This is a genomic window from Lysinibacillus sp. FSL M8-0216, from assembly GCF_038595555.1.
In the GTDB taxonomy this organism is placed as follows: Bacteria; Bacillota; Bacilli; order Bacillales_A; family Planococcaceae; genus Lysinibacillus; species Lysinibacillus fusiformis.
The window spans coordinates 2,683,105-2,706,187 of record NZ_CP152007.1 but is presented as its reverse complement, the minus strand read 5'-3'; the positions used below and the strand labels follow the sequence as shown (position 1 = coordinate 2,706,187).

26 protein-coding genes are annotated in these 23,083 nt (G+C 34.9%); 17 read left to right on the top strand and 9 right to left on the bottom strand.

Features of this window, described 5'->3' with window-relative positions; translation table 11 throughout:
• Positions 1-23: 23 nt before the first annotated feature.
• On the bottom strand, positions 24-659 hold the full coding sequence (locus MKX57_RS13235) for a site-specific integrase (protein WP_342550351.1): 636 nt from the start codon (positions 657-659) through the stop codon (positions 24-26).
• A gap of 176 nt (positions 660-835) precedes the next feature.
• On the opposite strand from MKX57_RS13235, the gene MKX57_RS13230 reads away from it, so the two are divergent.
• The 4 genes from MKX57_RS13230 (at position 836) to MKX57_RS13215 (ending at position 3,967) form a co-directional block, all read left to right on the top strand.
• Entirely contained in the window at positions 836-1,282 is a 447-nt protein-coding gene (locus tag MKX57_RS13230; RefSeq protein ID WP_342529545.1) for a recombinase RecT, read from the top strand.
• Between the two features lie 585 nt (positions 1,283-1,867).
• Entirely contained in the window at positions 1,868-2,302 is a 435-nt protein-coding gene (locus MKX57_RS13225; RefSeq protein ID WP_107922692.1) for a hypothetical protein, read from the top strand.
• A gap of 172 nt (positions 2,303-2,474) precedes the next feature.
• Positions 2,475-2,885 carry a hypothetical protein gene (locus MKX57_RS13220; protein ID WP_239354729.1) on the top strand — a complete coding sequence of 137 codons (411 nt, stop codon included), beginning with the start codon at positions 2,475-2,477 and terminating at the stop codon, positions 2,883-2,885.
• A 698-nt stretch (positions 2,886-3,583) separates the two neighbouring features.
• Positions 3,584-3,967 (top strand): VOC family protein, encoded by a 384-nt coding sequence (locus tag MKX57_RS13215; RefSeq protein WP_237068886.1) that lies wholly within the window; start codon positions 3,584-3,586, stop codon positions 3,965-3,967.
• A 167-nt stretch (positions 3,968-4,134) separates the two neighbouring features.
• Here the strand turns inward: MKX57_RS13215 and MKX57_RS13210 are convergent, their stop codons facing one another.
• A complete protein-coding gene (locus MKX57_RS13210) occupies positions 4,135-4,395 on the bottom strand; it encodes a hypothetical protein (RefSeq protein ID WP_008177390.1) in 261 nt (86 codons plus the stop codon).
• 1,676 nt (positions 4,396-6,071) lie between these two features.
• Positions 6,072-6,476, bottom strand: coding sequence for an Rrf2 family transcriptional regulator (locus tag MKX57_RS13205; RefSeq protein ID WP_089986982.1), 405 nt, complete (start codon positions 6,474-6,476; stop codon positions 6,072-6,074).
• Between the two features lie 228 nt (positions 6,477-6,704).
• On the opposite strand from MKX57_RS13205, the gene MKX57_RS13200 reads away from it, so the two are divergent.
• From MKX57_RS13200 to MKX57_RS13165, 8 genes are all read left to right on the top strand, one after another.
• Entirely contained in the window at positions 6,705-7,343 is a 639-nt protein-coding gene (locus tag MKX57_RS13200) for an FMN-dependent NADH-azoreductase (RefSeq protein ID WP_089986983.1), read from the top strand.
• A gap of 39 nt (positions 7,344-7,382) precedes the next feature.
• Complete coding sequence (locus MKX57_RS13195; protein WP_089986984.1) at positions 7,383-8,021, top strand: NAD(P)-dependent oxidoreductase; 639 nt, start codon at positions 7,383-7,385, stop codon at positions 8,019-8,021.
• A 39-nt stretch (positions 8,022-8,060) separates the two neighbouring features.
• Positions 8,061-8,693, top strand: coding sequence for a DsbA family protein (locus MKX57_RS13190; protein ID WP_008177398.1), 633 nt, complete (start codon positions 8,061-8,063; stop codon positions 8,691-8,693).
• Between the two features lie 537 nt (positions 8,694-9,230).
• The gene (locus MKX57_RS13185) at positions 9,231-9,656 is read left to right on the top strand and encodes a thioesterase family protein (protein WP_036126381.1); all 426 of its coding nucleotides are present in this window, start codon (positions 9,231-9,233) and stop codon (positions 9,654-9,656) included.
• 11 nt (positions 9,657-9,667) lie between these two features.
• On the top strand, positions 9,668-10,042 hold the full coding sequence (locus MKX57_RS13180; RefSeq protein WP_008177401.1) for a DUF423 domain-containing protein: 375 nt from the start codon (positions 9,668-9,670) through the stop codon (positions 10,040-10,042).
• 146 nt (positions 10,043-10,188) lie between these two features.
• A complete protein-coding gene (locus MKX57_RS13175) occupies positions 10,189-11,520 on the top strand; it encodes an SPFH domain-containing protein (RefSeq protein WP_089986986.1) in 1,332 nt (443 codons plus the stop codon).
• A gap of 14 nt (positions 11,521-11,534) precedes the next feature.
• Positions 11,535-12,638: a hypothetical protein gene (locus tag MKX57_RS13170; protein ID WP_171365001.1), complete on the top strand. Its 1,104-nt coding sequence runs from the start codon at positions 11,535-11,537 to the stop codon at positions 12,636-12,638.
• Between the two features lie 457 nt (positions 12,639-13,095).
• Complete coding sequence (locus MKX57_RS13165) at positions 13,096-14,301, top strand: EAL-associated domain-containing protein (protein ID WP_043990300.1); 1,206 nt, start codon at positions 13,096-13,098, stop codon at positions 14,299-14,301.
• A gap of 88 nt (positions 14,302-14,389) precedes the next feature.
• Here the strand turns inward: MKX57_RS13165 and MKX57_RS13160 are convergent, their stop codons facing one another.
• From MKX57_RS13160 to MKX57_RS13150, 3 genes are all read right to left on the bottom strand, one after another.
• Positions 14,390-14,707 carry a tyrosine-type recombinase/integrase gene (locus MKX57_RS13160; RefSeq protein ID WP_239354728.1) on the bottom strand — a complete coding sequence of 106 codons (318 nt, stop codon included), beginning with the start codon at positions 14,705-14,707 and terminating at the stop codon, positions 14,390-14,392.
• Between the two features lie 701 nt (positions 14,708-15,408).
• A complete protein-coding gene (locus MKX57_RS13155) occupies positions 15,409-15,645 on the bottom strand; it encodes a hypothetical protein (RefSeq protein WP_008177407.1) in 237 nt (78 codons plus the stop codon).
• Positions 15,646-16,448: 803 nt separating this feature from the next.
• The gene (locus MKX57_RS13150) at positions 16,449-17,081 is read right to left on the bottom strand and encodes a hypothetical protein (RefSeq protein ID WP_008177415.1); all 633 of its coding nucleotides are present in this window, start codon (positions 17,079-17,081) and stop codon (positions 16,449-16,451) included.
• Between the two features lie 144 nt (positions 17,082-17,225).
• Here MKX57_RS13150 and MKX57_RS13145 point away from each other — a divergent pair, with 144 nt between their 5' ends.
• Positions 17,226-17,696 carry a hypothetical protein gene (locus MKX57_RS13145; protein ID WP_342550350.1) on the top strand — a complete coding sequence of 157 codons (471 nt, stop codon included), beginning with the start codon at positions 17,226-17,228 and terminating at the stop codon, positions 17,694-17,696.
• Between the two features lie 560 nt (positions 17,697-18,256).
• A complete protein-coding gene (locus MKX57_RS13140) occupies positions 18,257-18,475 on the top strand; it encodes a hypothetical protein (protein WP_008177421.1) in 219 nt (72 codons plus the stop codon).
• Positions 18,476-18,559: 84 nt separating this feature from the next.
• Here MKX57_RS13140 and MKX57_RS13135 read toward each other — a convergent pair whose 3' ends face one another.
• From MKX57_RS13135 to MKX57_RS13125, 3 genes are all read right to left on the bottom strand, one after another.
• Positions 18,560-18,958: a hypothetical protein gene (locus MKX57_RS13135; RefSeq protein ID WP_043990302.1), complete on the bottom strand. Its 399-nt coding sequence runs from the start codon at positions 18,956-18,958 to the stop codon at positions 18,560-18,562.
• A 197-nt stretch (positions 18,959-19,155) separates the two neighbouring features.
• On the bottom strand, positions 19,156-19,476 hold the full coding sequence (locus tag MKX57_RS13130; RefSeq protein ID WP_043990304.1) for a DUF4183 domain-containing protein: 321 nt from the start codon (positions 19,474-19,476) through the stop codon (positions 19,156-19,158).
• 478 nt (positions 19,477-19,954) lie between these two features.
• On the bottom strand, positions 19,955-20,233 hold the full coding sequence (locus MKX57_RS13125) for a hypothetical protein (RefSeq protein WP_089986989.1): 279 nt from the start codon (positions 20,231-20,233) through the stop codon (positions 19,955-19,957).
• A gap of 659 nt (positions 20,234-20,892) precedes the next feature.
• Here MKX57_RS13125 and MKX57_RS13120 point away from each other — a divergent pair.
• From MKX57_RS13120 to MKX57_RS13110, 3 genes are all read left to right on the top strand, one after another.
• Complete coding sequence (locus MKX57_RS13120) at positions 20,893-21,654, top strand: glycosyltransferase (RefSeq protein ID WP_090002736.1); 762 nt, start codon at positions 20,893-20,895, stop codon at positions 21,652-21,654.
• A 179-nt stretch (positions 21,655-21,833) separates the two neighbouring features.
• The gene (locus MKX57_RS13115) at positions 21,834-22,235 is read left to right on the top strand and encodes a VOC family protein (protein WP_342550349.1); all 402 of its coding nucleotides are present in this window, start codon (positions 21,834-21,836) and stop codon (positions 22,233-22,235) included.
• A 72-nt stretch (positions 22,236-22,307) separates the two neighbouring features.
• On the top strand, positions 22,308-23,063 hold the full coding sequence (locus MKX57_RS13110; protein WP_008177433.1) for a class I SAM-dependent methyltransferase: 756 nt from the start codon (positions 22,308-22,310) through the stop codon (positions 23,061-23,063).
• The last annotated feature ends 20 nt before the right edge of the window (positions 23,064-23,083 follow it).

Genomic DNA, 23,083 nt, shown 5'->3' with positions numbered 1-23,083 from the left:
AAATGAAAACAAAATCCTCGTCTTTATGGCATGCTGTTTTCCCATTTCTTCTTTATACACCAGGCTTTATAAATTTTTAACTGCGAATATAATTCATTATTCATACTTACTTTTCGATAACCGTTATCGCTTTTTGGCGGACCAAGACCTGTTCTTGTTCTAGCTTTGTTTATCGTAATAGATTTTGCTTTAAAATCAAGGTCATTCCATGTTATTCCCATCATTTCGCCTTTCCGCATTCCTGTCATTGCTAAAGTAAGAATAGCAGTATATCTAGTAGTAGGATCGTTATCTTTCACGCATGATAGAAAAGTTTTTAATTCTTCCTCAGTATAAAAATTTGTTTTATCCCCAGTAGGTGCGGCGCTAAAATCCATCTTCGTAAAACAATCTTTCGGCTGGATTTCTTCCTCGACAGCATATGAAACAGCTGACTTAAAAACTCTAAATATCTCCTGTATGGTTGCACGTTTTAACTTATAAGAAACCAATTTATCAATTAATTCCCTTTGAAGAGTCATTTTTGTGGGTTTTTGTAACTTGTGATTGCCGATAGGTGGTTTTATATGATTGTTATATGACTCTTGATAATGTATATACGTACCAGGACGCCATACACTTTTCTTCATATCAAGCAAAGTCACAAAATCAAGTATCAAAGCAAGCTTCTCCTGAAACATCCTGAAATGCTTTGTTAAAAAATGGGACCTGAAATCCAACATGCTTTACCAAAACACATGGATGCTGATCGCATTGCTCGAATCGCTTTAACAGCAGTTCGAACATAACTCCTAAATTACTAGACTGCGACCAATTCAGTCTTCTAGCTGCACTTATGCAATCTGCTCAATTAGGAGTGGAGCCAAACACAGGGCTAGGACAAGCCTATCTAATCCCATACGGCAAACAAGTTCAGTTCCTATTAGGTTATAAAGGCTTAATCGATTTAGCAGTACGTAGTGGGCAATACAAGGCAATTTATGCATATGAAGTTTTCCAAGAAGATGAATTTTCTTACTCAAACGGATTACACAAAGATCTTGTTCATGTTCCGTCTCAAAACCCACAGGGTGAACCAATCGGTTACTACGCTGTATACCACTTGAAAAATGGTGGATACGACTTTGTTTACTGGACAAGAGAACGTGTTGAAAAGCATGCTCACAAGTTCTCACAAGCAGTTCAGAAAGGTTGGACAAGCCCTTGGAAAACCAATTATGACGCGATGGCTAAGAAAACTGTACTGAAAGAAGTATTGAAATATGCTCCTAAGTCAATCTAGGTTGATGAAACGATTAAAACAGAGGTTTCCGAGGATATGAGCGATGTTATCGATGTTACGGATTACTCAGTTATTGAAGATGAACTAACTCAAGAGGAATTGATCATTGAACAGTAACGTACCCCACAAAGTCCTTCTGCCTGCTTGGATATTTCAACAGGCGAAGGATAACGATGAAATCAGACGCTTGGTACTGGAATACATGACTAGGTATCCAAACTATAGAGTTATCAAAGTTAGTGGTAGTTTTGCGGTTTGTGAGAAGTTAGAGAGCTTTTTATAGAAGCTCTCCATACTACATTACTTTTCTAACTTTTCAGCAATTCTTAATAGAATTTCAGTTTGTTCTTTTTGGATATTAATGATTTTAAGCACGAACCAGACTATAAATACTATTGGTACAAGATAGAAAACTAATAAAAAGAAAATAGGTATAATTCCAAATAATATTTCCATAACTGTATAAAAACCTCCTTGCTGGATTATTGTACCACGAGTAATTGAATATTGGAGGTCAATTTTAGGCTAGTAATTTAAGATTAAAAATTTAAAAATTTCAAATATTGACCGTAGGAGGGCAAACCTATGTTAACAGGGCAAATTAAAGTTACGAAAGAGGATTTACTTCAGTGGATTGAGAATTATCGTTGGATGGTTGAAACAATTGAGGAAGCAAAGCAGCCGGTAGCGAAGATGAATAACAATAGCTACATTGGAGCTAAAACAGCTATGTATGGCCTTGAAGCAACATTACCAAAGGCAAGTGGTGGAACTAGTGATCCAGTGTTTACAGAAGTACAACGTCGTGTATATTCGCTGAATTTTCGAATTAAGCAATATGAGCAAAAGATAGCAGAAGTGCAGAAACACATTCCATTTGTAGAAGGCGATAGAGAGGTTGAAGTCCTTCATAGATTGCTAGATGGGGATAGCATACGTGCAATTGGCAAGCATATGGGGTTATCTAGCACGACAATTTTTAGAGTAAGAAATAATATTTTGAGTCAGATGATGAAGTAGCCGAAAGGCTGCTTCTTTTTAAAACATTTATTCAACAATCGGGCCATATTATTGAATAACAATTTTTAAAGATATATTACCAAACGACGCTTTGGTAACTTTATTTGCTTAATTAGACTTGGCTCTTTATTCTTAATAAAGGTTGAACAAGTAACAAGAGGGGCGATAAATAGTGAGGATTCAAGAAGTAGAAGGTTATTTGAAAGGAAAAATAAATGTTGATACAGATTCAGTATCGTCAATTTGGACAACATTTAAAGAATTTTGTGAGGAAGATATTATAGGAGAAGATGAAAAGGAAATTTTATTCGAATGTGGTACTTACCGTAAAGAAATGTTTCATTTTTCGTTTGTACGCCAGTTTACTGAATACGAAGATGATGAATATTTAGGAATGAGCCAGCTTCATTGCAAACTATTATTTACTCCTATTGATGAATTTAAAAAATTACAAGTTACAGAATGGTCAATGGATTTTGAAAGCTTAGATGAATTTTTTAGACATATAGAAAATCTTAAAGTATTTAAAAATATAGTTAATTTAAAACCTAAAACAGTTCAAATTTATCAAGATGAATGTTAAGAAGTTGAGCTGTATATCTGTACATCCAATAACGAAATAACGTTCCCAAATAAAAGTTTGGGTAGACACAAAAGCCAAGAAACGCTGTAAAACAAACGTTACTTGGCTTTTTCATTGGATATTGTTTATACATTTTTTATACAAAGGTATATAAAGAGAGTTTACAATAAGACTTTTCAAAATTTTGCAGAAAACATTGTAGGGATGTTATATGAATAAAAACCTGTATATGGAGACTTTCTAAATCTGTATTCTTCTCAATCCTATATTACAATTGCTGGTGGTTTAGGTGAAACGATCTTCAACAATCGGGCGCGATTGAGTAACAAAAGGAACAGATGTAACAAAAGGAACAAATGAAAACATGTATCATGTTTTGTGAAAGAAAAAATATGATGTAAGCTAGGAAGTAGGTCGGCCCGGTAAGGCTTTCCTATATTGGTATTTATAAAAACCAAAATATTAGAGAAAGACCGACCGACGACCGACCTGCGCTGAACAAACTTGTTCGGAGCATGACAGACATGGCCAGCCCATATTTTTTAAGAGATTAGGTATCTTAATTAATATAAAAGGCTAAAAATGCCTGCAAGTTGAAAGAAATAAATATCGAATGTTATACTTGTCCAAGCAATACTTTAATTATATGGTTAATAAACTATAATCTGGTATTTAAACCAAAAGTGGGAGAGAAGCAAGTGAAACTAACTATGAAATATATCATTCTTTACGTAAATGATTTTGAAAAAACGATGAGTTTTTACAAAGACATTCTAGGTTTGCAAATCAAAATGCAACAAGATACATATGTTGAATTCGACACTGGTGTAACAACTCTATCGATTAATACGCGTAAATCTGTCAAAGAAGAAATAGGTTTAGATGTACCTGAATTAACTTCGTCAACTCAAACTTTTGAAATCGCATTTGTTGTTGAAGATGTGTCTGCAACAATCGAGAAACTCCGTGAACAGGGTGTACCAATCATAAAGGAACCAGCTACAAAACCATGGGGACAAACAGTTGCATATGTAGCAGATCCAGATGGACATTTTATTGAAATTTGCACATTGGTTGAATGATAAGGAAGTTTGTTTAAAATAAATTATTCTTTTTAATAACGACTTGAACTGCCCCGTAAAAGTTAGACATCAATCTAACTTTTACGGGGGCTTTTTTCATTCTTTTAACAGAAAGACCGAGATAGCATAAATACCCTTGTTCATATAACAAACTTTTATTTTATAATTTAATAAAGTTTAGATATAGTATCAATAATAAAATAAAGGATCATAAGTCCTATCCCAATTGCTAGAGCCTTACCTGAAGATTTTTCTTTTTGCACATCATTTTGGACTTCGTTTCGTACTCTCTCTGATACTTCTCTCGTTTTTCTCGTTGAAGTATCTTCAAAGATTGTATTACAATATTCACATTTTACAAATACTAAACCATCTCTATATACTTTCTTAAAAGGGTTACTGGCTAAACAATTAGGGCATTTATTCATCAATTTCCACCTCAATTTATCTATCTACTATTTACCATTTTAGGGAATTTGATATGTTTTGTATATATAAATCGATTATCAATTAACTGGAAGGGTTTTAACTGTCTCTGTAGAACTATTTGAAAAGGGGTGTGGTTAAAAATTACGATATAATAGTACCAGTAAAATTTTTATTAAACGTGAACCTGACCATGTACCAATTATAGGTTTATCAAGCTACATCTAACACACGAAGTACATGAAGCACTAAAAGATGATGTGGCTCTAAACCTTTTAAAGGAACAGGGTTACAACGTAATTAGAATGGTCCACAGAGATGAGAATATTATAGCTGTCAATTTCAAAGAAAGATTTTAAAGGTTATCAAATACGATAGCCTTTTTTATTTCCAGCCATTTTATCTTGCTGGAAAGCGAATATATGTTCTAATATATATACAAACGAATGCTCTGTTAAGCGAGAGGTTAAAATGGCAGCTAAAACAAAAACACCTACAAAAAAAAGAGTCAAAACATCCTGAGCGAGATGAATTTGATTTAGAGGAAATCGCAAACTCCCTAACTGAAGCTATGCAGGGTAATCAGACAAAGGTATTCACCATTTATAAGCAGGAAGATCCACTAACAGGTACAGTCACAAAAATGGATGCAAACACTAAATTAATCCATATTAAAGATAAGTACATGAATATTCACAAAGTGCATTTCTTAGATATCCTAAAAATTTTAGATATCGATTAAGAATGGAGAGTGATTTGTATGTTACATGATCGTGGGAATTAGAGGAGATAGAGCAAACTGTACAGCGAGCGTTTAAATTGCAGAAATTAGGTAAATTAACGCTGTAGGACCACTATAAACTACATGACCATGTAGGGCTGGTAACTGGCATTGATACGTACAAAAAAGAGTTATTATTAGATACAGATTTATCGATAAAACGAATTACATATGATCTAATTCAAAAAAAAGCATCATTCGTAGACGATGATTAAGCCTGAAGAACGGAGAGATGTACATCAATTTATCCTTTTGGAGCTGGCAGTAAAGTCTTTACAAAATGACTACGATAAACTAGGGAATCTTAAGATGTCCAAGGTCTATATCGAAATAGTTGATGTCCTTTTAAAAGTTATAAGGCCTGATTACTACAATAAAAAGCGCATGTTGACTAAACAAAGAATCGAAATAGTTAGGTGGATCATATAGATCAATATTTTAGCGACGTTGTGGTGAAGAATCCTGGAGAAGATGTAGTACTACGGTACGCAAAACAAGCGCTAAAAACACAAGTTGAAAATTTAATTTTTAACTACTTAAAGGAGATTAAACAATAGTTCAGTACAAAGACTAATTAATTTTCAATCAAGCATAACCCTGTTCTAAGCAAGGGCGGGGTTAAAATATTATTTTTGAAATAGGTTCTTCTTTACATTAAAAATTATAAAATCTAACTTCCAATTCCTTTTTGAACTAAAGCCTCCGTTATTGAATAATAATGTTTATTCATTACTCATTTTAAATAACTCACTTATTGAACTCTTGCACCTGTTACTTTAAGTACATTTATTCAAACTTATCCCTTTTTCGCCTTCTTTCGTATAGGAACACCCCTAATATAAGAAGCTATTATCCTCCAAATCAAATCTAAATATTAATTAATAAAAAAAATCATCTCTATTCATTGAGATGATTCATAATACTTTCGAGAGTTTTATTCTTTAACTCGTTTTCCATTGCGGTTTGTACACTTTCAAAGGTTACATTCAGTGTATGTTGAATTTTTTTACCTACATGGCAATCAGGATTAGGGTTATTGTGTATAGGAAACAACTCTTTTTCTAGATGAACGGCTTTATAAATATCAAATAAAGTGATGTCACTAGGGTCTCGAGTTAAGGAAGAACCTGGTACGCCAACTTTAGAAGTCAGAATTCCAGCTTTTTTTAAGTCACTACTAATTCGTCTTATGACAACAGGGTTTGTATTTACACTGCTGGCAATCTTTTCAGATGATAATGTTGAGTCTGTAGAAATTAACGATAATACATGGATCGCTACAGAAAGACGTATATTTATCATGCAAATCACCCCTCATGTAATAATATTAGTTACATATATTTATTTGTCAATTAGATAATATCCAAATAATTATTTAAAAAGATTATTACTGAAAAAAGATTATTGACATTCGTATAAGGTGTAACTATAATCGTTACAGAAGGGTGTAACAATTATTGTTACAACTCAATAACCCTTTGTATTTAATAAAACTATTACTATGCTTTGGAAGAAAGGGAGTATTACAAAATGACAACAGTATTATATATCACAGCACATCCACATGATGAATCAAAATCTTACAGTATGGCGACAGGAAAAGCGTTTATTGATACGTATAAAGAAGTTAATCCTAACGATCAAGTAGTTCACATTGATCTATATAAAGAAAATATCCCTCAAATTGATGCAGATGTTTTTAGTGGGTGGGGAAAGCTTAGATCAGGGTCAAGCTTCGAGGATCTATCAGAGCAAGAGAAATTAAAAGTAACTCGCCTTGGTGAAATAAACGAACAGTTTATTACGGCTGACAAGTTTGTCTTTGTTACGCCATTCTGGAACTTTTCATATCCTCCCGTTATGAAAGCTTACTTGGATGCAGTTTCTGTAGCAGGTAAATCTTTTAGATATACAGACAACGGACAGCCAGTAGGGTTGCTAACAGACAAAAAAGCATTGCACATACAGGCACGAGGTGGTTTTTACTCTGAAGGTCCAGCTGCAGAACTTGAAATGGGTCATCGTCATCTCCAAGTAATGATGAATTTCTTTGGTGTTCCTTCTTTAGAAGGACTCTTCGTTGAGGGACATAATAAAGTGCCTGAAAGAGCACTAGAAATTAAAGAAGATGCTATTGCTCGTGCAAAAGATTTAGCTAAAACTTTCTAAAATTATCAGGGAATAACTATTTAAATTAGGGGGATTAACATGAAAATCGGTATTATTGGAGCAAATGGTAAAGCAGGAAGTTTTATTCTTAAAGAAGCCTTTAGTCGTGGACATGAAGTAACAGCTATTGTTCGTAATGCTGCTAAAGTATCTCATGAACAAGTGGCAATATTAGAGAAAAATGTATTTGATTTAAAAAAGGAAGACCTTAATCAATTTGATGTAGTGGTAAATGCCTTTAAGGCTCCCAATGGACAAGAACAACAACATGTGGAAGCTGGTAGAGTTTTAATTAATGCATTACAAGATGCTCCTGAAACTAGATTAATTGTAGTAGGCGGTGCAGGAAGTTTGTATGTAGATGAATCTCAAACAATGAAAAAATTTGAATCACCAGGTTTTCCAGAAGCCTATTACCCAACTGCAAAATATATGGGCGAAAACCTAGAGGACCTTCGAAATACTAGTAGTGTTCATTGGACTTATATTAGCCCAGGTGGTGTTTTTGACCCAGAAGGTGAGAGAAAAGGTTCTTACCAAAAAGGAAAAGATCAAATTATCTTAAACTCAACAGGTGAAAGCTACATTAGCTATGCAGACTATGCTCTTGCAATACTTGATGAAATAGAAAATCAACAACATAAAAATGAGCGTTTCGCTGTAGTGGGAGAACGCTAAGTACAAAAAAATATTATTCTTTTGAAAGGAGCTTTTAGTATGAGTGATAAAGAAATTTCTCTTGTATATGTATGGGATGCTTATTGTGGTTGGTGTTATGGCTTTTCGAAAAGTATTCGTACTTTGCACGAAAAGTACCCAGAATTACCATTAACAATTATTTCCGGTGGTTTATTTGTAGGAGATAGAAGTCTTCCTATAAATGAATACCCTCACATTCCTGAAGCAAATAAGCGCATAAGTCAGCTTACTGATGTAGTGTATGGTGAAGCTTACCAAGAACTTCTAGCAAACGGAACTTTTGTTATGGACTCTGAGGTTGCAGCCATTGGGTTTTCTGCATTAAGATCTATTGCACTTGAACGTGCAGTGTATTTTGCTTCATCCATGCAACACGCTTTTTATTACGAGGGAAAAAGCCTTAGTGCTGAAGAAACTTATAGGGAGATAGCTATTGCTCATAATCTTAATCCTGATTTAGTTATTGAACGGATGAAGGAAAAAGATACTATAAGCGATGCTTATGCTGACTTTACAAAGGTTCATCAACTTAACGTTAATAGTTATCCTACACTTTTATTGAAAAAAGGTGATGAATACATCAGCTTAGGCGGGGGTGCTATGACTGCTGAAAAGCTTGAAACTCAATTGAAAGAAATTTTAGAAAAATAAAAATAAGGTTTCGGTTTATTCAAGAATTTAATTGATATTCAATAAAAACATCCTCTATGTAATATACAAGATAGAGGATGTTTTATTTAGTATTATTAATGGGTTCTTTATATGTCTCCCATGTACTTTCCTCAACAACCTGTCCCGATTGTTGCATAAACGCCATTTAAAATAAATGTATAATGTCTAGTGAAGATGAGGATGTATGGATAGCTGATGGGATAAAGATTTCAAAGGTACAGAAAATTTTCAATGATTTGTGGAAGAAATAATTTGTTTTCTATAGAAATACATAAAAATATTTAACATTGCACCTGCTCATTACTTTGATACTAAAATGATGGTACACCAGAAAGTACCCCACTTAAAAGTGTTTATATGAGTTTATATGAAATGTATTTCATTTTAGAAAAATCCAAATTTATTTTAGTTATTCAAGAATAACTTCCATTTATTTTTCAACTCTCTTATTTCCGTAGAGCAAAAACCCCACCAAATCAACATTTTTACGCTATAATGTAGGACGAGGTGAAGAAAATGTTTGTGAGTGAAAAACAGATTGAGATTCGATATGCGGAGACAGACCAAATGGGCGTTGTCTATCATGCAAACTACATCATTTGGATGGAAATTGGACGTACGCAGCTTGTAAGTGATGCGGGCTTTAAGTATGCGGCATTAGAAGAAGATGGTTATGTGTCGCCGGTTATGGATTTATCGATTTCCTATAAGGCTGCGATGCATTATGGGCAGGTGGCAACGGTTCGCACTTGGGTAGAAAAGCATGACCGGTTACGAACAACTTATGGCTATGAAATTTTACATGAGGATGGTACGGTGGCGGCCACTGCACAGTCTGTACATATTTTAGCTCATAAGGATACATTGCGTCCGGTATCGTTAAGTAAAGTGGATCCTGCTTGGGATGCAAAATATAAAGAAATTGCCGTTGTGGCAAAATAGGAGAGCCATAAATGGAAATGTTTTTAGCGTTAGGCGCGGTTTTGGCCTGTATTGGTGTTATTTTAGGTGCTTTTGGGGCGCATGCTCTAAAGGATAAATTTGCATCGCCTCATTATGCAGCCATTTGGGAAACAGCTGTGCAATATCAGATGTACCATGCATTAGCGATTATCGGGTTGGGTATTCTTTCGAATGAGGCGCTTTTAGGAAGTTCTAGCCTGCTTTCATGGGCAGGATATTTAATGTTTACAGGGATTGTTTTCTTCTCTGGTAGCCTGTATGTCCTTGCAGTGACAGGTGTGAAAAAACTTGGGGCGATTACACCCATAGGCGGAATGCTATTTATTGTCGCTTGGGTACTTGTAGCGATTGCGGCATTCTCATAAAAGTAAACGAGACAGTTCTCATAGGAGCTGCTCGTTTTTTTATGCGTGAATAAAGAAAAGTGAAACAATTTGTCTGATTATGCGTATTACATATTGTTTATAGATGATAAAATAAGCTAAACATCAATGTGAAGGTGGGAAATTAAATGGGTTTATTAAAAGCGGGAATTGGCGCATTATCTGGCGTTTTAGAGGATCAATGGCGTGAATATTTCTATTGTGAGTCATTATCGGCCGATGTGCTGGTGACTAAAGGTGTGAAGCGCACGTCCAAACGTGGGTCAAATAAAGGGAATGACAATATTATTAGTAATGGTTCTATTATTGCGATAAATGAAGGGCAATGTATGATGATTGTTGAGCAGGGGAAGGTCGTAGAGTTTTCTTCAGAATCAGGCGAGTATGTTTATGATACGTCAACTGAACCTTCCATTATGTATGGCTCAGACCTGTCTCAGGGGATTATGGAGACTTTCAAGCAAATTGGCAAACGTTTTACATTTGGTGGAGAGCCTGCAAAAGATCAGCGAGTGTATTATTTTAATAAGAAAGAAATTGTAGGTAATAAATATGGAACGCCTGCACCTGTCCCTTTCCGTGTAATTGATCGCAATATTGGCTTAGATATTGATATTGCCATTCGTTGTCACGGGGAATATTCTTATAAAATTATAGACCCCCTATTATTCTATACAAATGTTTGTGGCAATGTAGAGCGTGAATACACTCGGGGCTCGATTGATAGCCAGTTAAAATCAGAATTAATGACAGCGCTACAACCGGCGTTTGCACAAATTTCAGCAAGCGGCGTTCGTTATAGTGAAATACCTGCCCATACAGTTGCATTAGCAGATGCTCTTAACAAAGTATTATCAGAGAAATGGCTTGCGACACGAGGATTAGCGGTTGTGTCATTTGGCATTAGTACACTAAAAGCGTCTGAAGAAGATGAGGCAATGATTAAACAATTACAACGCAATGCTGTGATGCGTGATCCTGGGATGGCTGCGGCTCATTTAACGGGGGCACAGGCAGATGCGATGATTGCGGCTGCCAACAATGATGCGGGTGCAATGTCAGGATTTATGGGCATGAACATGGCTGCACAAGCTGGTGGCGTTAATGCTAGTCAGCTTTATCAATTGAATGAACAAAATAAGCAAGCTCAAATGGCCCAAGCGGCTATGCAAAATCAAACAGCAAATGAAGCAAATGCGTGGACATGTACATGTGGTCATGAAAATACTGGGAAATTCTGTTCAAATTGTGGGACATCAAAACCAGTTGAAGAAGGTTGGTCATGTGCATGTGGAGCGGTAAATAAAGGAAAATTCTGTAGTGAATGTGGGGCAAAAAAACCTACAGGAGCGTTAGTATATGCATGTGATAAATGCGGATGGGCGCCAGAAGACCCTACTAATCCGCCAAAATTCTGCCCTGAATGTGGCGATGTGTTTGATGAAAACGACGTGAAGTAAGGAGAGGATGATTCATGTCAACGCAAGAAGTTGAGAATGTCAAACAAGTAAAGCTTGATTTTGATGCGGAATGTCCTTCATGTAGTGCATCAATTGAATTTAATCCTGCGACAGGTAAGCTTTCTTGCCCTTATTGTGGCTTTGAGTCAGAAATAGCTACCCCAGAGCAAGAAGAAGAAAAAGCTGCTCAAGAAATGGATTTTTTCACAGCGGAGGAACGAGGCAATTTCAATTGGGGTGTGGAGAAAAAAACAGTGATCTGTGAAGCCTGTGCGGCGGAAACGATATACGATGCACTACAGGTGGCTGACAGTTGTCCTTACTGTGGTTCCCATCAAGTCATGGAAGCAAGTGCTGAAAACACACTAGCCCCAAATGGTGTATGCGCTTTTGAAGTAACAGATAAGCAAGCTGGGGAACATTTTCAAAAGTGGATAAAAGGTAGATTGTTTACACCGAAAGCTGCCAAAATTAGTGCTCGGCCGGATGCCTTTAAAGGGGTCTATCTTCCATACTGGACATTTGATACGAAAACAAGCTCCAGATATTCTGCCAGATATGGACGACATCGCACCGTTACAGATAAAGATGGTAAAACACATACAGAAACAGATTGGTATTCAACAAGTGGCTTTTATCAGGAATTTATCGACGATCATTTAATAAGTGCAACTACTCGCTATGATCAGAATATGATGCGAAAAATCGAGCCTTTTAATCTTTTAAACAATAAGGCCTATAAACCAGAGTATGTATCGGGCTTTTTGTCTGAACGATATAGCATTGGCTTACAGGATGGCTGGAATCATGCCAAGAGGGATATCCATGATCATCTTCAAGCGCAGATCACTTCAAAAATTCGTTGGGAAAATAGCGCGGATGTCGTATCGAATTTACGTTTTTCGACCAATCATGATGATATTACATACAAATATTTAATGTTACCGATTTGGTTGTCGTCCTTCCGTTATAAAGAGAAAATTTATCGCTTTATGGTCAATGGGCAAACGGGTCGAGTAGGTGGGGATGCTCCAATATCACCACTACGTGTAACGATAGCTGTTATCTTATCATTACTAGTGATAGCTGTCATTTGGTATTTCTTCATGTCTGAATAACGATGAGCAGTATTCCATCAGGGGCTTAGTTGACCATTTGGAATACTGCTTTTTTCATAAAATTGTCCATTAATGCTAGGTAATTGACTACTTTATGAATCATTATCATCCTTTATCCCAGCCGCTAGGGAAGCTCATAGCATAAATTATAATGAATAGTAAAAAGAGCGAACAGCCTTGAATAAATAACATGTTAGGTAGAACGAAAGCATACAATGACAAGATGGCGTAAAAAAGTAACCTATCCCATTAGAAATGATGGGAAATTATAAGGTTGACAACGAAGATGATGAGAAAATTTCAGACAGATACGCCAGAAATGTTAATAAGTGAAGTTGCGATTTTACAATAAAAAACTTATTATACAGTCAGAGAGCATTTTTTTAGCTATTAAAAGACTATGAAATGTTATTTTTGAATAACAAATAAAAGGTTATTCATAATGGAGGTTTCGAAGATGGACGCAATTGAAGTGTTAACGAATTTAGATCAAATACATGGGTATTATCAGCCGATATTTAGCGCAGACGCGCATACGGTGATAGCCTACGAAATTTCCGGACATCTACAAATTGAAGGTCAGCAAATTAATTTAGAGGATTTCGTTAATAATGAAGATATTCCAGAAGAATATCGAATAGATATGGAACATAAAATTTTGCATGCAGCACTAGCCCAAATTGGGGAAATTGCATCAGATATTGATATATACATTCCTAGTAACCCCAATTTATTGATGCAAGATTTTGGTGAAAGTCATTTTAATATCATCCAACAATATATTGGAGAAGAAGATTTAAACCGCATTGTATTTGTCGTATCTGAGCATCGATTTTTAGGAGATATTAATAAACTGCACCATGCACTGAGGTATTTTACGACATTTGGGGTAAAAATCGCTGTTCAGGAAGTAGGAGCTGAAAGTCATTTAGAGCATATTGCGTTATTGGCGCCCCATATTTTAAAAGTGAATACACGTGATTTAAATTATGATTCTTGGTCTGCTCAATCCGATATGATTTCTGCTATTGGCAGTCTTGCCTATAAAATAGGTGCGAATCTATTATTCGAAGATATTGAAACGGTTTATCAGCTACAATTTGCTTGGAAAAACGGAGGACGCTATTATCAAGGTCCTTATTTAGCCAATCCTGCAATGAATCTTGTCGATAAAGAGGTATTAAAGGAACGCTTTAAAAAAGAATGTCAGCAATTTATTACGTCTGAAAAGAAAATGCTAGAGGCACAATTTTTGCAGCTAAAGAAATTAAGAGAAGAATTAGAGGCGATTGTACACCGTGTGAAACCAACGAGTGATAATACCTCACAATTAGAGCATTTAGCTGAATTACTGGATAACTATTCTTTCAGACTATATATTTGTAATGAGGATGGCTTCCAATTAACGCCGAACGTCATGAGAATAGAGGGAAATTGGGAGTTGCAGCCACGTGCCATCAACAAAAATTGGAGCTGGCGCCCATACTTCTTACAAACGATTATTAAAATGCGAAACGATCAAAGTGGCGAAATCTCTGAGCTTTATCGTGATATTGAAACAGGCGAAATTACAAGAACCTTTTCAATTGCTATCAACGAACATGAATACTTGTTTGTTGACCTTTCCTATGACTATCTTTACGAACACAATATTTTTAGATAGGCTTTGAAATGCTGATATAACAAGGGTTGTGGGGTATAACTTATGAATGTACCCCACTTTGTACCCCAAATTTGATGTTTATCATGATTTATTCAATTTTAATTAAAGAAGAAAGAATTTGTGTTGCCTTTAATTCCTCATCCGCGAGGGAATGTGTATATACCCTCATCACCATTTCAGGAGTATCCCCAATGATTTTTGCAACTGTAGTTACAGCGGTTCCCTCTGCAATAAGAATACTTACAAATGTATGGCGAAGAATATGTGCTGAGAAACGTTCAAAATCATGTTTCTTCTTTAAAGCATTAAACATTTTAGATATATAATTACTGCTAATTGGTTCTAGGTTAGCAGTAATAAATAAATAATCATCTTCTTTTAATTCAACGTTGTAAATTTTTTTCATTTCAATACACCATATTTTACAAGAGAACCCCACCGAATGGTGAGGTCATAAAAAAATTTTACGGAAACGTTATTGTATTTGAATAAGGGCTCTCTACTCCATTTACAACTTGTGTTACGCACCAAGATGAACCAGAAACAAATTGAGGATTTTGATGGGTTATTATTCCATCGTTATTTGGGAAAGGAAAATAATAAGAAAATACAATATTTCCGTTGATAACTTGATACACTTTAAAATTTGCATTTGGTTCCAAGTATATAGTAATTGACGTTGACGTAAAATCAGAGGTGATGCTTGGTGCTGGTGGTGTTAAGCTATTCTCGTTTTATACCTTGTCTATATCAAGGTTTTATAACGAGCCTTCACCGTGCAGGCGACTTTCATCGCACACGGCGATCCGTCAGCGATAAAAATAAGAAACTTATTTCCCCGACGTTATTATATGTCAATTTAGGTCAGGTAAATACTGACGAATGTTAATGGTCTTGTTAATACGACAAAAGTGAATAGAAAAAAAGCCGCAGCTTCATCATACGCTACAGCTTTCAAAAAAAATAAAGGGTCACTCGGGATAGTAGTGACCCTAAGTAACAATTCGAGAGGTTTCAAGTTAAACTAGTTTAGCTTAACACTACTATTTATATGCTTAGTTAACTTAGGTTCTATAGTTTATTGCCTTTGGAATAGAAAAAGAGCGACTATAATATAGCTCTAAAAAACTCATAAAATCCCATGTTCATTGGGATTGCCCAAATAATGAAACCCAACAGGGCAATAGGACCAAGCAAAAAGTTGTAAACCTTCTTTGGCAAAATGCTGCCCAATAGGATTTTATAAATCATTGCACATCCTATCATTACAACTGGCAGTAAGATCAGTGGTGGTATAAAAAACCACAGACTTCCCACAATTGATATATCTGTAAATATGTCCATTAAATTACCTCGTTATGTATTTTATGTAAATTATAACATAGAAAAAGCCGCAGCGTTCGCACACGCTACAGCTCGAATTGGCTGGTTTATGATCTTTGAACAAATTCTCAAAAATTTAGCTTTAGAAGGAGTTTCTTGTATATGCTATTATTCAACAACGGTTTAAGGAGCTAAGTATTGAATGGATCACTTTTTTACACTTAATTTTTGGGAAATGACTCTTAGAACATTATTTTCTTTTTTTACACTACTTATTTTGGCACGAATCCTTGGAAAAAAACAACTTGGCCAACTTATTATTGTTACACATAACAAGGAGTTAATACTAAAGGAGATGATTATAAAATAATGAAAAATATGATCTATATAGTAGGGTTGTCTATTTAAAGTTTAGATATAGTATCAATTATAAAATAAAGGATCATAAGTCCTATCCCAATGCTGTTGTACCCCACTTGAATTACTTTAATAACCCCTTATTACAAACATTGATTTAAAAATAATTATTAGAATTACTTTAACTACACCATTCTTCAAAATTAAAGAAGCTTAATTAAAAACCTGACGTTTATGAACACAATATTTTTAGGTAAGTCTAGAAATGCTTAACTAGCAAGGAATGTGGGGGATACGTATGATTGTACCCCACAATTGACGTAAGGATTTATTCTATTTTAATTAATAAAGAGTGTGCTTGAGTTGCTTTCAATACATTCGTTAATTTAAAAACCCAACTACAAAAAAGTTTGTAGTTGGGTTTTCGTAACATGATATTTATACTTGTACAACAGTTTAATAGCTACTTAATTTCTATACATTAACTCGGTATACGTATCACCATATGGGGTTGCAGTTTCAGTAATATACGTGTTGATAATTGTACCAATAGGATTTCTTACTACATTTTTTACTTTGTGGTAAATAACATCTTTTCTAACACCAACACGGATATATTTAGTAGGGTACTGCGATTCATAAGTCCTTGTAGACGTAAAACTATGTGAAAATGAAATACCGAACGTTGATGAACCTTGTGCAAAGGAGCCGTTTATACTCCAAGTGATTCCACCAGCGATGGATACACTTTTCACTTTATCCCAACCTGGTGTAGCGGGGTGATAACCAATAAATGCACGTGAAACAGTGTATTTTTCAAGTGTTGTCTGAGTTGTTTGATTACATGTAGCACATAAAGGTTGTATGCTGTTATTCAGATAAGATTGGTAATCTTCTTCTGATTCAAACAAAATCATGCCACCGTCTTCTGTTGGTACGCTATACCTAGCATCTGTCACAAATTCTAAATCTTCAAAGGGTAGTAATTCTGAATCACTCTCGGCTGCATGGACTAAAAGGCTACTGCAACTAAAAACTAAAAATAACACAAAGCTAAAGAACAACGAACTAAGTAACTTATTTCCAGTAATTGCTGTCATCTTTTAACAACCTCCCCTGTATTTGTAATTCAATTTCCATTATATACTAAGTGGCAATGTTTGTATATACTAGTTTAGGTTATTGTATAATATGTAAGTATTGACCAAGATTATTAAATTTTATAAAAAGGTGGAAAAAGAGTCGTGAAAAAGAGGTTAACATTTTGTGCTTTACTTGGATTATTGTTAATGCAAACGGCTTGCAGCTATAAAGTGGATGTAAACTATGAAGAGAACAATCCCGAAATTGTTGTTTCAGAAAATACAAATTTAGAAAATTTAAGAGTACTAGAACTGGATGCTAATCATGAAGAAGGTAAGAAGGTTCTTAACATATTTGGAGAAGAGTTAAAGGATGGAATTTATGCTTACGATGAAAATGAACATAAAACATATATTTTAATAAATTCAACTACAAAGAATTACTCTGATTACTCTTTTAAATATAATAAGGAAAAGAAAATTTTAACTTTTACCTATACAACTACAGAAGGAAGTAGCACAAATAACAAAAAGCTATTTCTTTTAGAAAGTAACAAGAAGAATCCCTATGAGGAAATCAAACTTCTTAATAATGGGAATGAGGATGGTTTCATAGGTGTTTATACACGATAAACAATAATTTATAAATGTTTTACGTGGTGGTCGAATCATAGGGGCGGCCGTTCTTCAAAAAAAAGGTCGACGATTCTACAAATGGTAGCAGGATAACCGATGACCATGGGGGTACGAGAGAAAGAAAAATGCATCATTTTGCGCTTTAGTAGCTGAGAATGACAAAGAGGGGAACACTGAAACATCGAGCTTGGAATTCTCTCACTCATAAAATGTAGGCTTCTATAAAACCAGTAAGGCACAGAAAGATGTGTTTTACTGGTTTTATTCTATTTGTGAAAAATACTTATGATAAGAACCTTGTCACTTCCAATTTAAAAGAAAATTTTACAGATTTTGAACGAAAAGAAGAATCACTCCGTCTAATGGAGGAAGGAGGCGAAAAGGATGGAATTTGAATTAGAGCAGCCTGCTATACGGGGGGATCATGAAGTGATACTTTCCCTTATTGAAATGGGTGAGGATATTTTTTACATATATTAAAAATGAGCAAGATGCTATGGACGTGATGCTATTTTAATGGTGATATTTCCGCGGCGGAGCAAAGTGTATCAGTAAAGATGAATAAGGATAATCAAGGTGAATTTTTAATGTTCTCTGATGCAATAAAAGAAGATGGCACGCTGTTAGAGTTCAAAGGTATTCCGATTTCACGAGATGAGCAATACGTAGTGGAAACGACACAATTTGAAGATTATAATGGAAAGGCAAAAATATATTTAAACTATTATGTCAATCCTATTGGGAAAAATATTGAATTGAATATTCCTTTGCAATAAAGTAAAGATGTTCAAAAAGGCTCTTCTTTTTGGGCATCCTTTTTTCATTATTTCATCATCAATGAAAAACCTCCATACTTTCTATTAATGATCAAAGCTGCCTAGAACCATAAAGTCGACAATAACGCCGCTTACTGGATTTTCAGACCCCAATACACTAATGCCTAATACCGTCACACCACTAATATTTGTCACATTAGCAGAGACATATTTTGCAGCAATATTTTTCTCTCTCATTTGTACTCTAGGTCTTAAATTAATCGAAGCATTTGTAGAGTAAACGCTTGATACTGCGAAATCAATAGTTGATAACAAAGGATTGCCATTCGCTAATGCATTGTCTGTAACATACAAGGTAGCGATACCATTTGCGTCTGATGTAGCTTGTCCATAAATAATGCGCTTTTCTTTTTTTGGAATCAACTCACCAGCTTTAAACACATGTAATAATGTTGGTGCGAGTTTAATAATTTCAATGCTCATCGTCATTCTCCTTCGTTCAATATTTTAGTATCCATCGTAATCAAATGAATGATGCAATGTTATTCTATGAACTTTTTATTTGTTTATTACTTTATTAAGTATAAGAAAAATTAATGTGATTTCTCCTTTAAGAAATTTAAGGGTCACTTGGGGATGTAGTGACCCTCGAACATAAAATAATGGGAATTACTAAGTTATTACGTTTGTGTAACTAATTCTACCGCTTCTATTACTAAAGGCGTACCGGCAGTGAGTGTACCCGTAACGTCGTTAAAGGTTAACTCTGTTGCAGAAACTGTATAGGAGCCACCTTCCTGTAATACCCCATTAATATAGAAATTATAGTAGCCATTATTGACTACTGGGAAAGCAGTAGCGGCATTTCCACTATCATTTAAAAAGGCAGTTGCAGCAATAGTCGTGCCATCTGTGACAGCTAAATTTGCTGCTAAAATATTAAAGAATTTAGTGGAAGTTCCTGTAACATTTACATGGATATTTATAATTGAAAGTGCCATTTTTTCACCTCCCTTCAAAAAAATAATCTTTAGTGAGAAAATCAGATTTACGAAGTTGTTATACAAGTCCAAAAGTAGATTGTTATCACACTAGAAAATGAAAGTTTTCAAGAAAATGCAACTTCCTTTATTTCCTCTAATATTATATGAATTGAATATGGAGGATGGTTTGGCAATATGTCTATTAAAGAAAATTTGATATAGGATGAAGGGAGAGTGGCAGATGCTCGAACAACACTACATTAACGTATTGATGGCAAGACATTCTTAGTAAGGAAATAAATACAATTCATGTGGAAATTAATTATGAAATGGAATAGTATGAGGGAAAATGCTTGCTTTATCACTTAAGCAAGTCATGGATAATGATGAAATCAGTCGCTTAGTGTTGCTAGCGAAGACTAAACTTGTCATTTCTTGCGCTTACCCGGGAAATTATTTTTTATTTCCAAGCGATATGCTTTTTGTAAGGGCAAGATCATGTAAAGAAAGAACAGCATGCTAAAAGGAAATAGACATATTCGTCTATTTCCTGTTCCATAGCTTTTAACCTTGCTTTATGTTTGGTTTTTGGAATCGAATGATACTGCTCATAGCGGCACATTCTACAAGAGCAATGCACTTTACCTTTGCTCAATGTACCCCGTACAGGCATGTATTCATTTTCCCGTAACATAATATTCTGTAAAATAGCCCATTTCTTTTGAATCATTCGCTCTCTTTGATGGCGAATATAGGCCCTTGATCGATTTTTCATTCATATCAGCTCCCTTGAGAAACCCAAGCTTGCAGAGAGGTCAAGGGATGTATCGGCACTCCTTACAAGCTTGGTATGTCGCTGATAGTCCACATAAATCTTTTCATCTTATCAGTCCTTTTTACGAAAAGCCGCAGCATCATCGCACGTTACTTCTCAAAATAGTTTATGGTGGAGCTCATTCAACACAACGTACTTTCAGTCCTTATTAATGTACCATTTTTGGTTATAAAAGAGTATTTTCTTTTCCAGATGAAGAATATAAGACAATCTTAGTCGCGAGACCAGAAAGTGAATTACAATAACCATGGTGATTTTGAAGAGTTAAAATGAGAGGATATGGCTCCCAAAGCGGAAAGATTAATTGCCGTTATTTTACATTTTTTAAGAGCTCAATAAATGTATAAAATATTTCCTAATTTGCTGCGGATAAAGACTTCTAAGTGTCTTGAAACTGCAATACATAATAATTAGAAAAAATTTCAAATTTTGATTCGTTCAGGTCGATATTTAATGAGATAATATTCCTTATAAGGGTGGTGTTTGGCAGTGGGAATGAATAGATAGTGTCACTTCGATTTCATTTTCACAACATTCACTCTTGTGTCAAGTCACTGTTACAGAAATAAAAATGGTTTCATTTAAAGGGGAGATAATGTATGGGCGAAAAAGAGAACTCTTTAGAAGAAAAAAATAAGGAGGCTATAAAATTTTCAATTGTAATACCCGCGCATAATGAAGAACAGTACATTGGGAAATGCATAGAATCCATCTTAAAAGCTTCTAAACCATTTGAAAATCAAGTTGAAATCATTGTTATATTAAATCGATGTACGGATAAAACGGAGGAAATTGCAAGATCGTATAATTGTATCGTATTAAAGAATGACGACAAGAACCTTTCTAAGATAAGGAACACTGGTGTTGAAATAGCGAGAGGTGAAATCATCGTTACGATTGATGCAGATACACTGATGAATGATCATGTGTTGTCAAAGGCAGAGGAGTATTTAAGCTCAGGAAAGTATATTGGCGGCGGAGTTACAGGAAAGTTTGAAAGAATGTCCTTAGGAATTTTTGTTTCAGCTTTGTTACTAATTGGCCCATTATTCTTTAAATATGGAGCTATTTCTGTGGGGATCTTTTGGTGTTATAAAGAGGACTTTAAATTGATTAATGGTTTTAATGAAGAAATGCTTATGGCAGAAGATGCAGATTTCGCTAAACGATTAAAAGTGTTGGGCAAAAAGAGTGGGAAAAAATTTGGGACCATTCAAAATGGAATGATCACTTCAAGTAGGAAATTTGATAAAAATGGAGATTGGATATTACTTAAACGTCCATCAATCATCCTAGCCTATCTGAAAGGAACTGACCGAAAATATGCGGATGAAGCCTATTATGAAAATCAAGATAGATAAAGAATGGTCTTAAGCTAGATTTCAAGTATGAGAGATAAGAATAAAGAAACCATTGTGCCGTTAATCCTCATTCGATTAACGCTTTTTTTTTTCGTTTGTATTGATCGATAGTGATATACCTTCACTAATAGAGGGAAAAAATGAGGGGATGTAGAATTCAACAGTAAATGTAAAGCTTTATGAAAGGAGAATGTAAGTTGACTACACCTAATAATACGCCCATTAAAAACAGAATCGGTGCTGTGTTTATCCCAGTTCGTAACTTAGAGAAGGCAATAGAATGGTACAGAAAAATAGTGGGTTTGGAAGGGGGAGAAGAGCATTTTGGACATTTATTCGTGGCACCTATGGAAGGAACGGAAGGATTAATTTTAGATGCTATGCCAAAGTGGAGAAAAGAGGATGGTGATATTGCCACCTATCAAGTCCCATCCATTCAGCTTGTAACGGATGATCTCCAAGCTTCTTATCAATTTATGAAGGAGCATCATGTTGAACTTGTGACAGAAATACAGGATGATTTTTATTTTGTGTTCAAAGATCTAGATGGGAATGTATTAATGATTTGTAAAAACACTTAGCACTTTATATAGGCAGCTATTTTTCTGGATAAAACCAATCGTACTGAATAGTAAAGGGAGGAAGGTAGTACTATGAAAACAACTGAAAATTTTACAGATAAGGCTGAAATATATGCGCAATATCGTCCTAGTTACCCTAATGAATATATTGATTACTTGCTTTCAGCTAACCAACTTAAAGGAGAACAGATAGTGGCCGATATTGGTTCGGGTACGGGGATATTGAGCCGTCAGCTGCTGGAAAAAGGTATGAATGTTATAGGAGTAGAGCCAAATGACGACATGAGAAAGATGGCTGAGGAGTCATTAAGCATACATTCTCGTTTTAAATCAATAAAAGGAACTGCCGAAAACACTACTTTAAAAGGTAATAGCGTTGATTTAGTAACAGTTGCACAGGCATTTCATTGGTTTGATAAAAAAGCATTTAAAATTGAATGCCAACGAATAGTAAGGCAAAAGGCTAATGTTGCTCTTGTGTGGAATAGCAGAGATTTAACTAGTCCGATTATTCAAGAGAATGCAGAAATTTGCCAAAGGACATGTTCAAATTTCAAAGGATTTAGCGGTGGAATGGAAGAAACCCAAGACGTTTTTAATAGCTTTTTTAAGGATGGAAAGTATGAGTTTAAAAAGTATCAAAATGATTTAGTATTTGATTATAAAGGTTTCTTGGGAAGGAATTTATCAGCATCGTATGCTCCCAAAAAACATGACGAAAAATATAAAGAATTCGTTTACTTACTGTCGGAGTTATTCGAAAAATACAGTAACAATGGAAAAATGGTTCTCCAAAATATAACGCGAAGCTATTTAGGTAATGTCTAAAAGAGTTGCTAAAATCAACC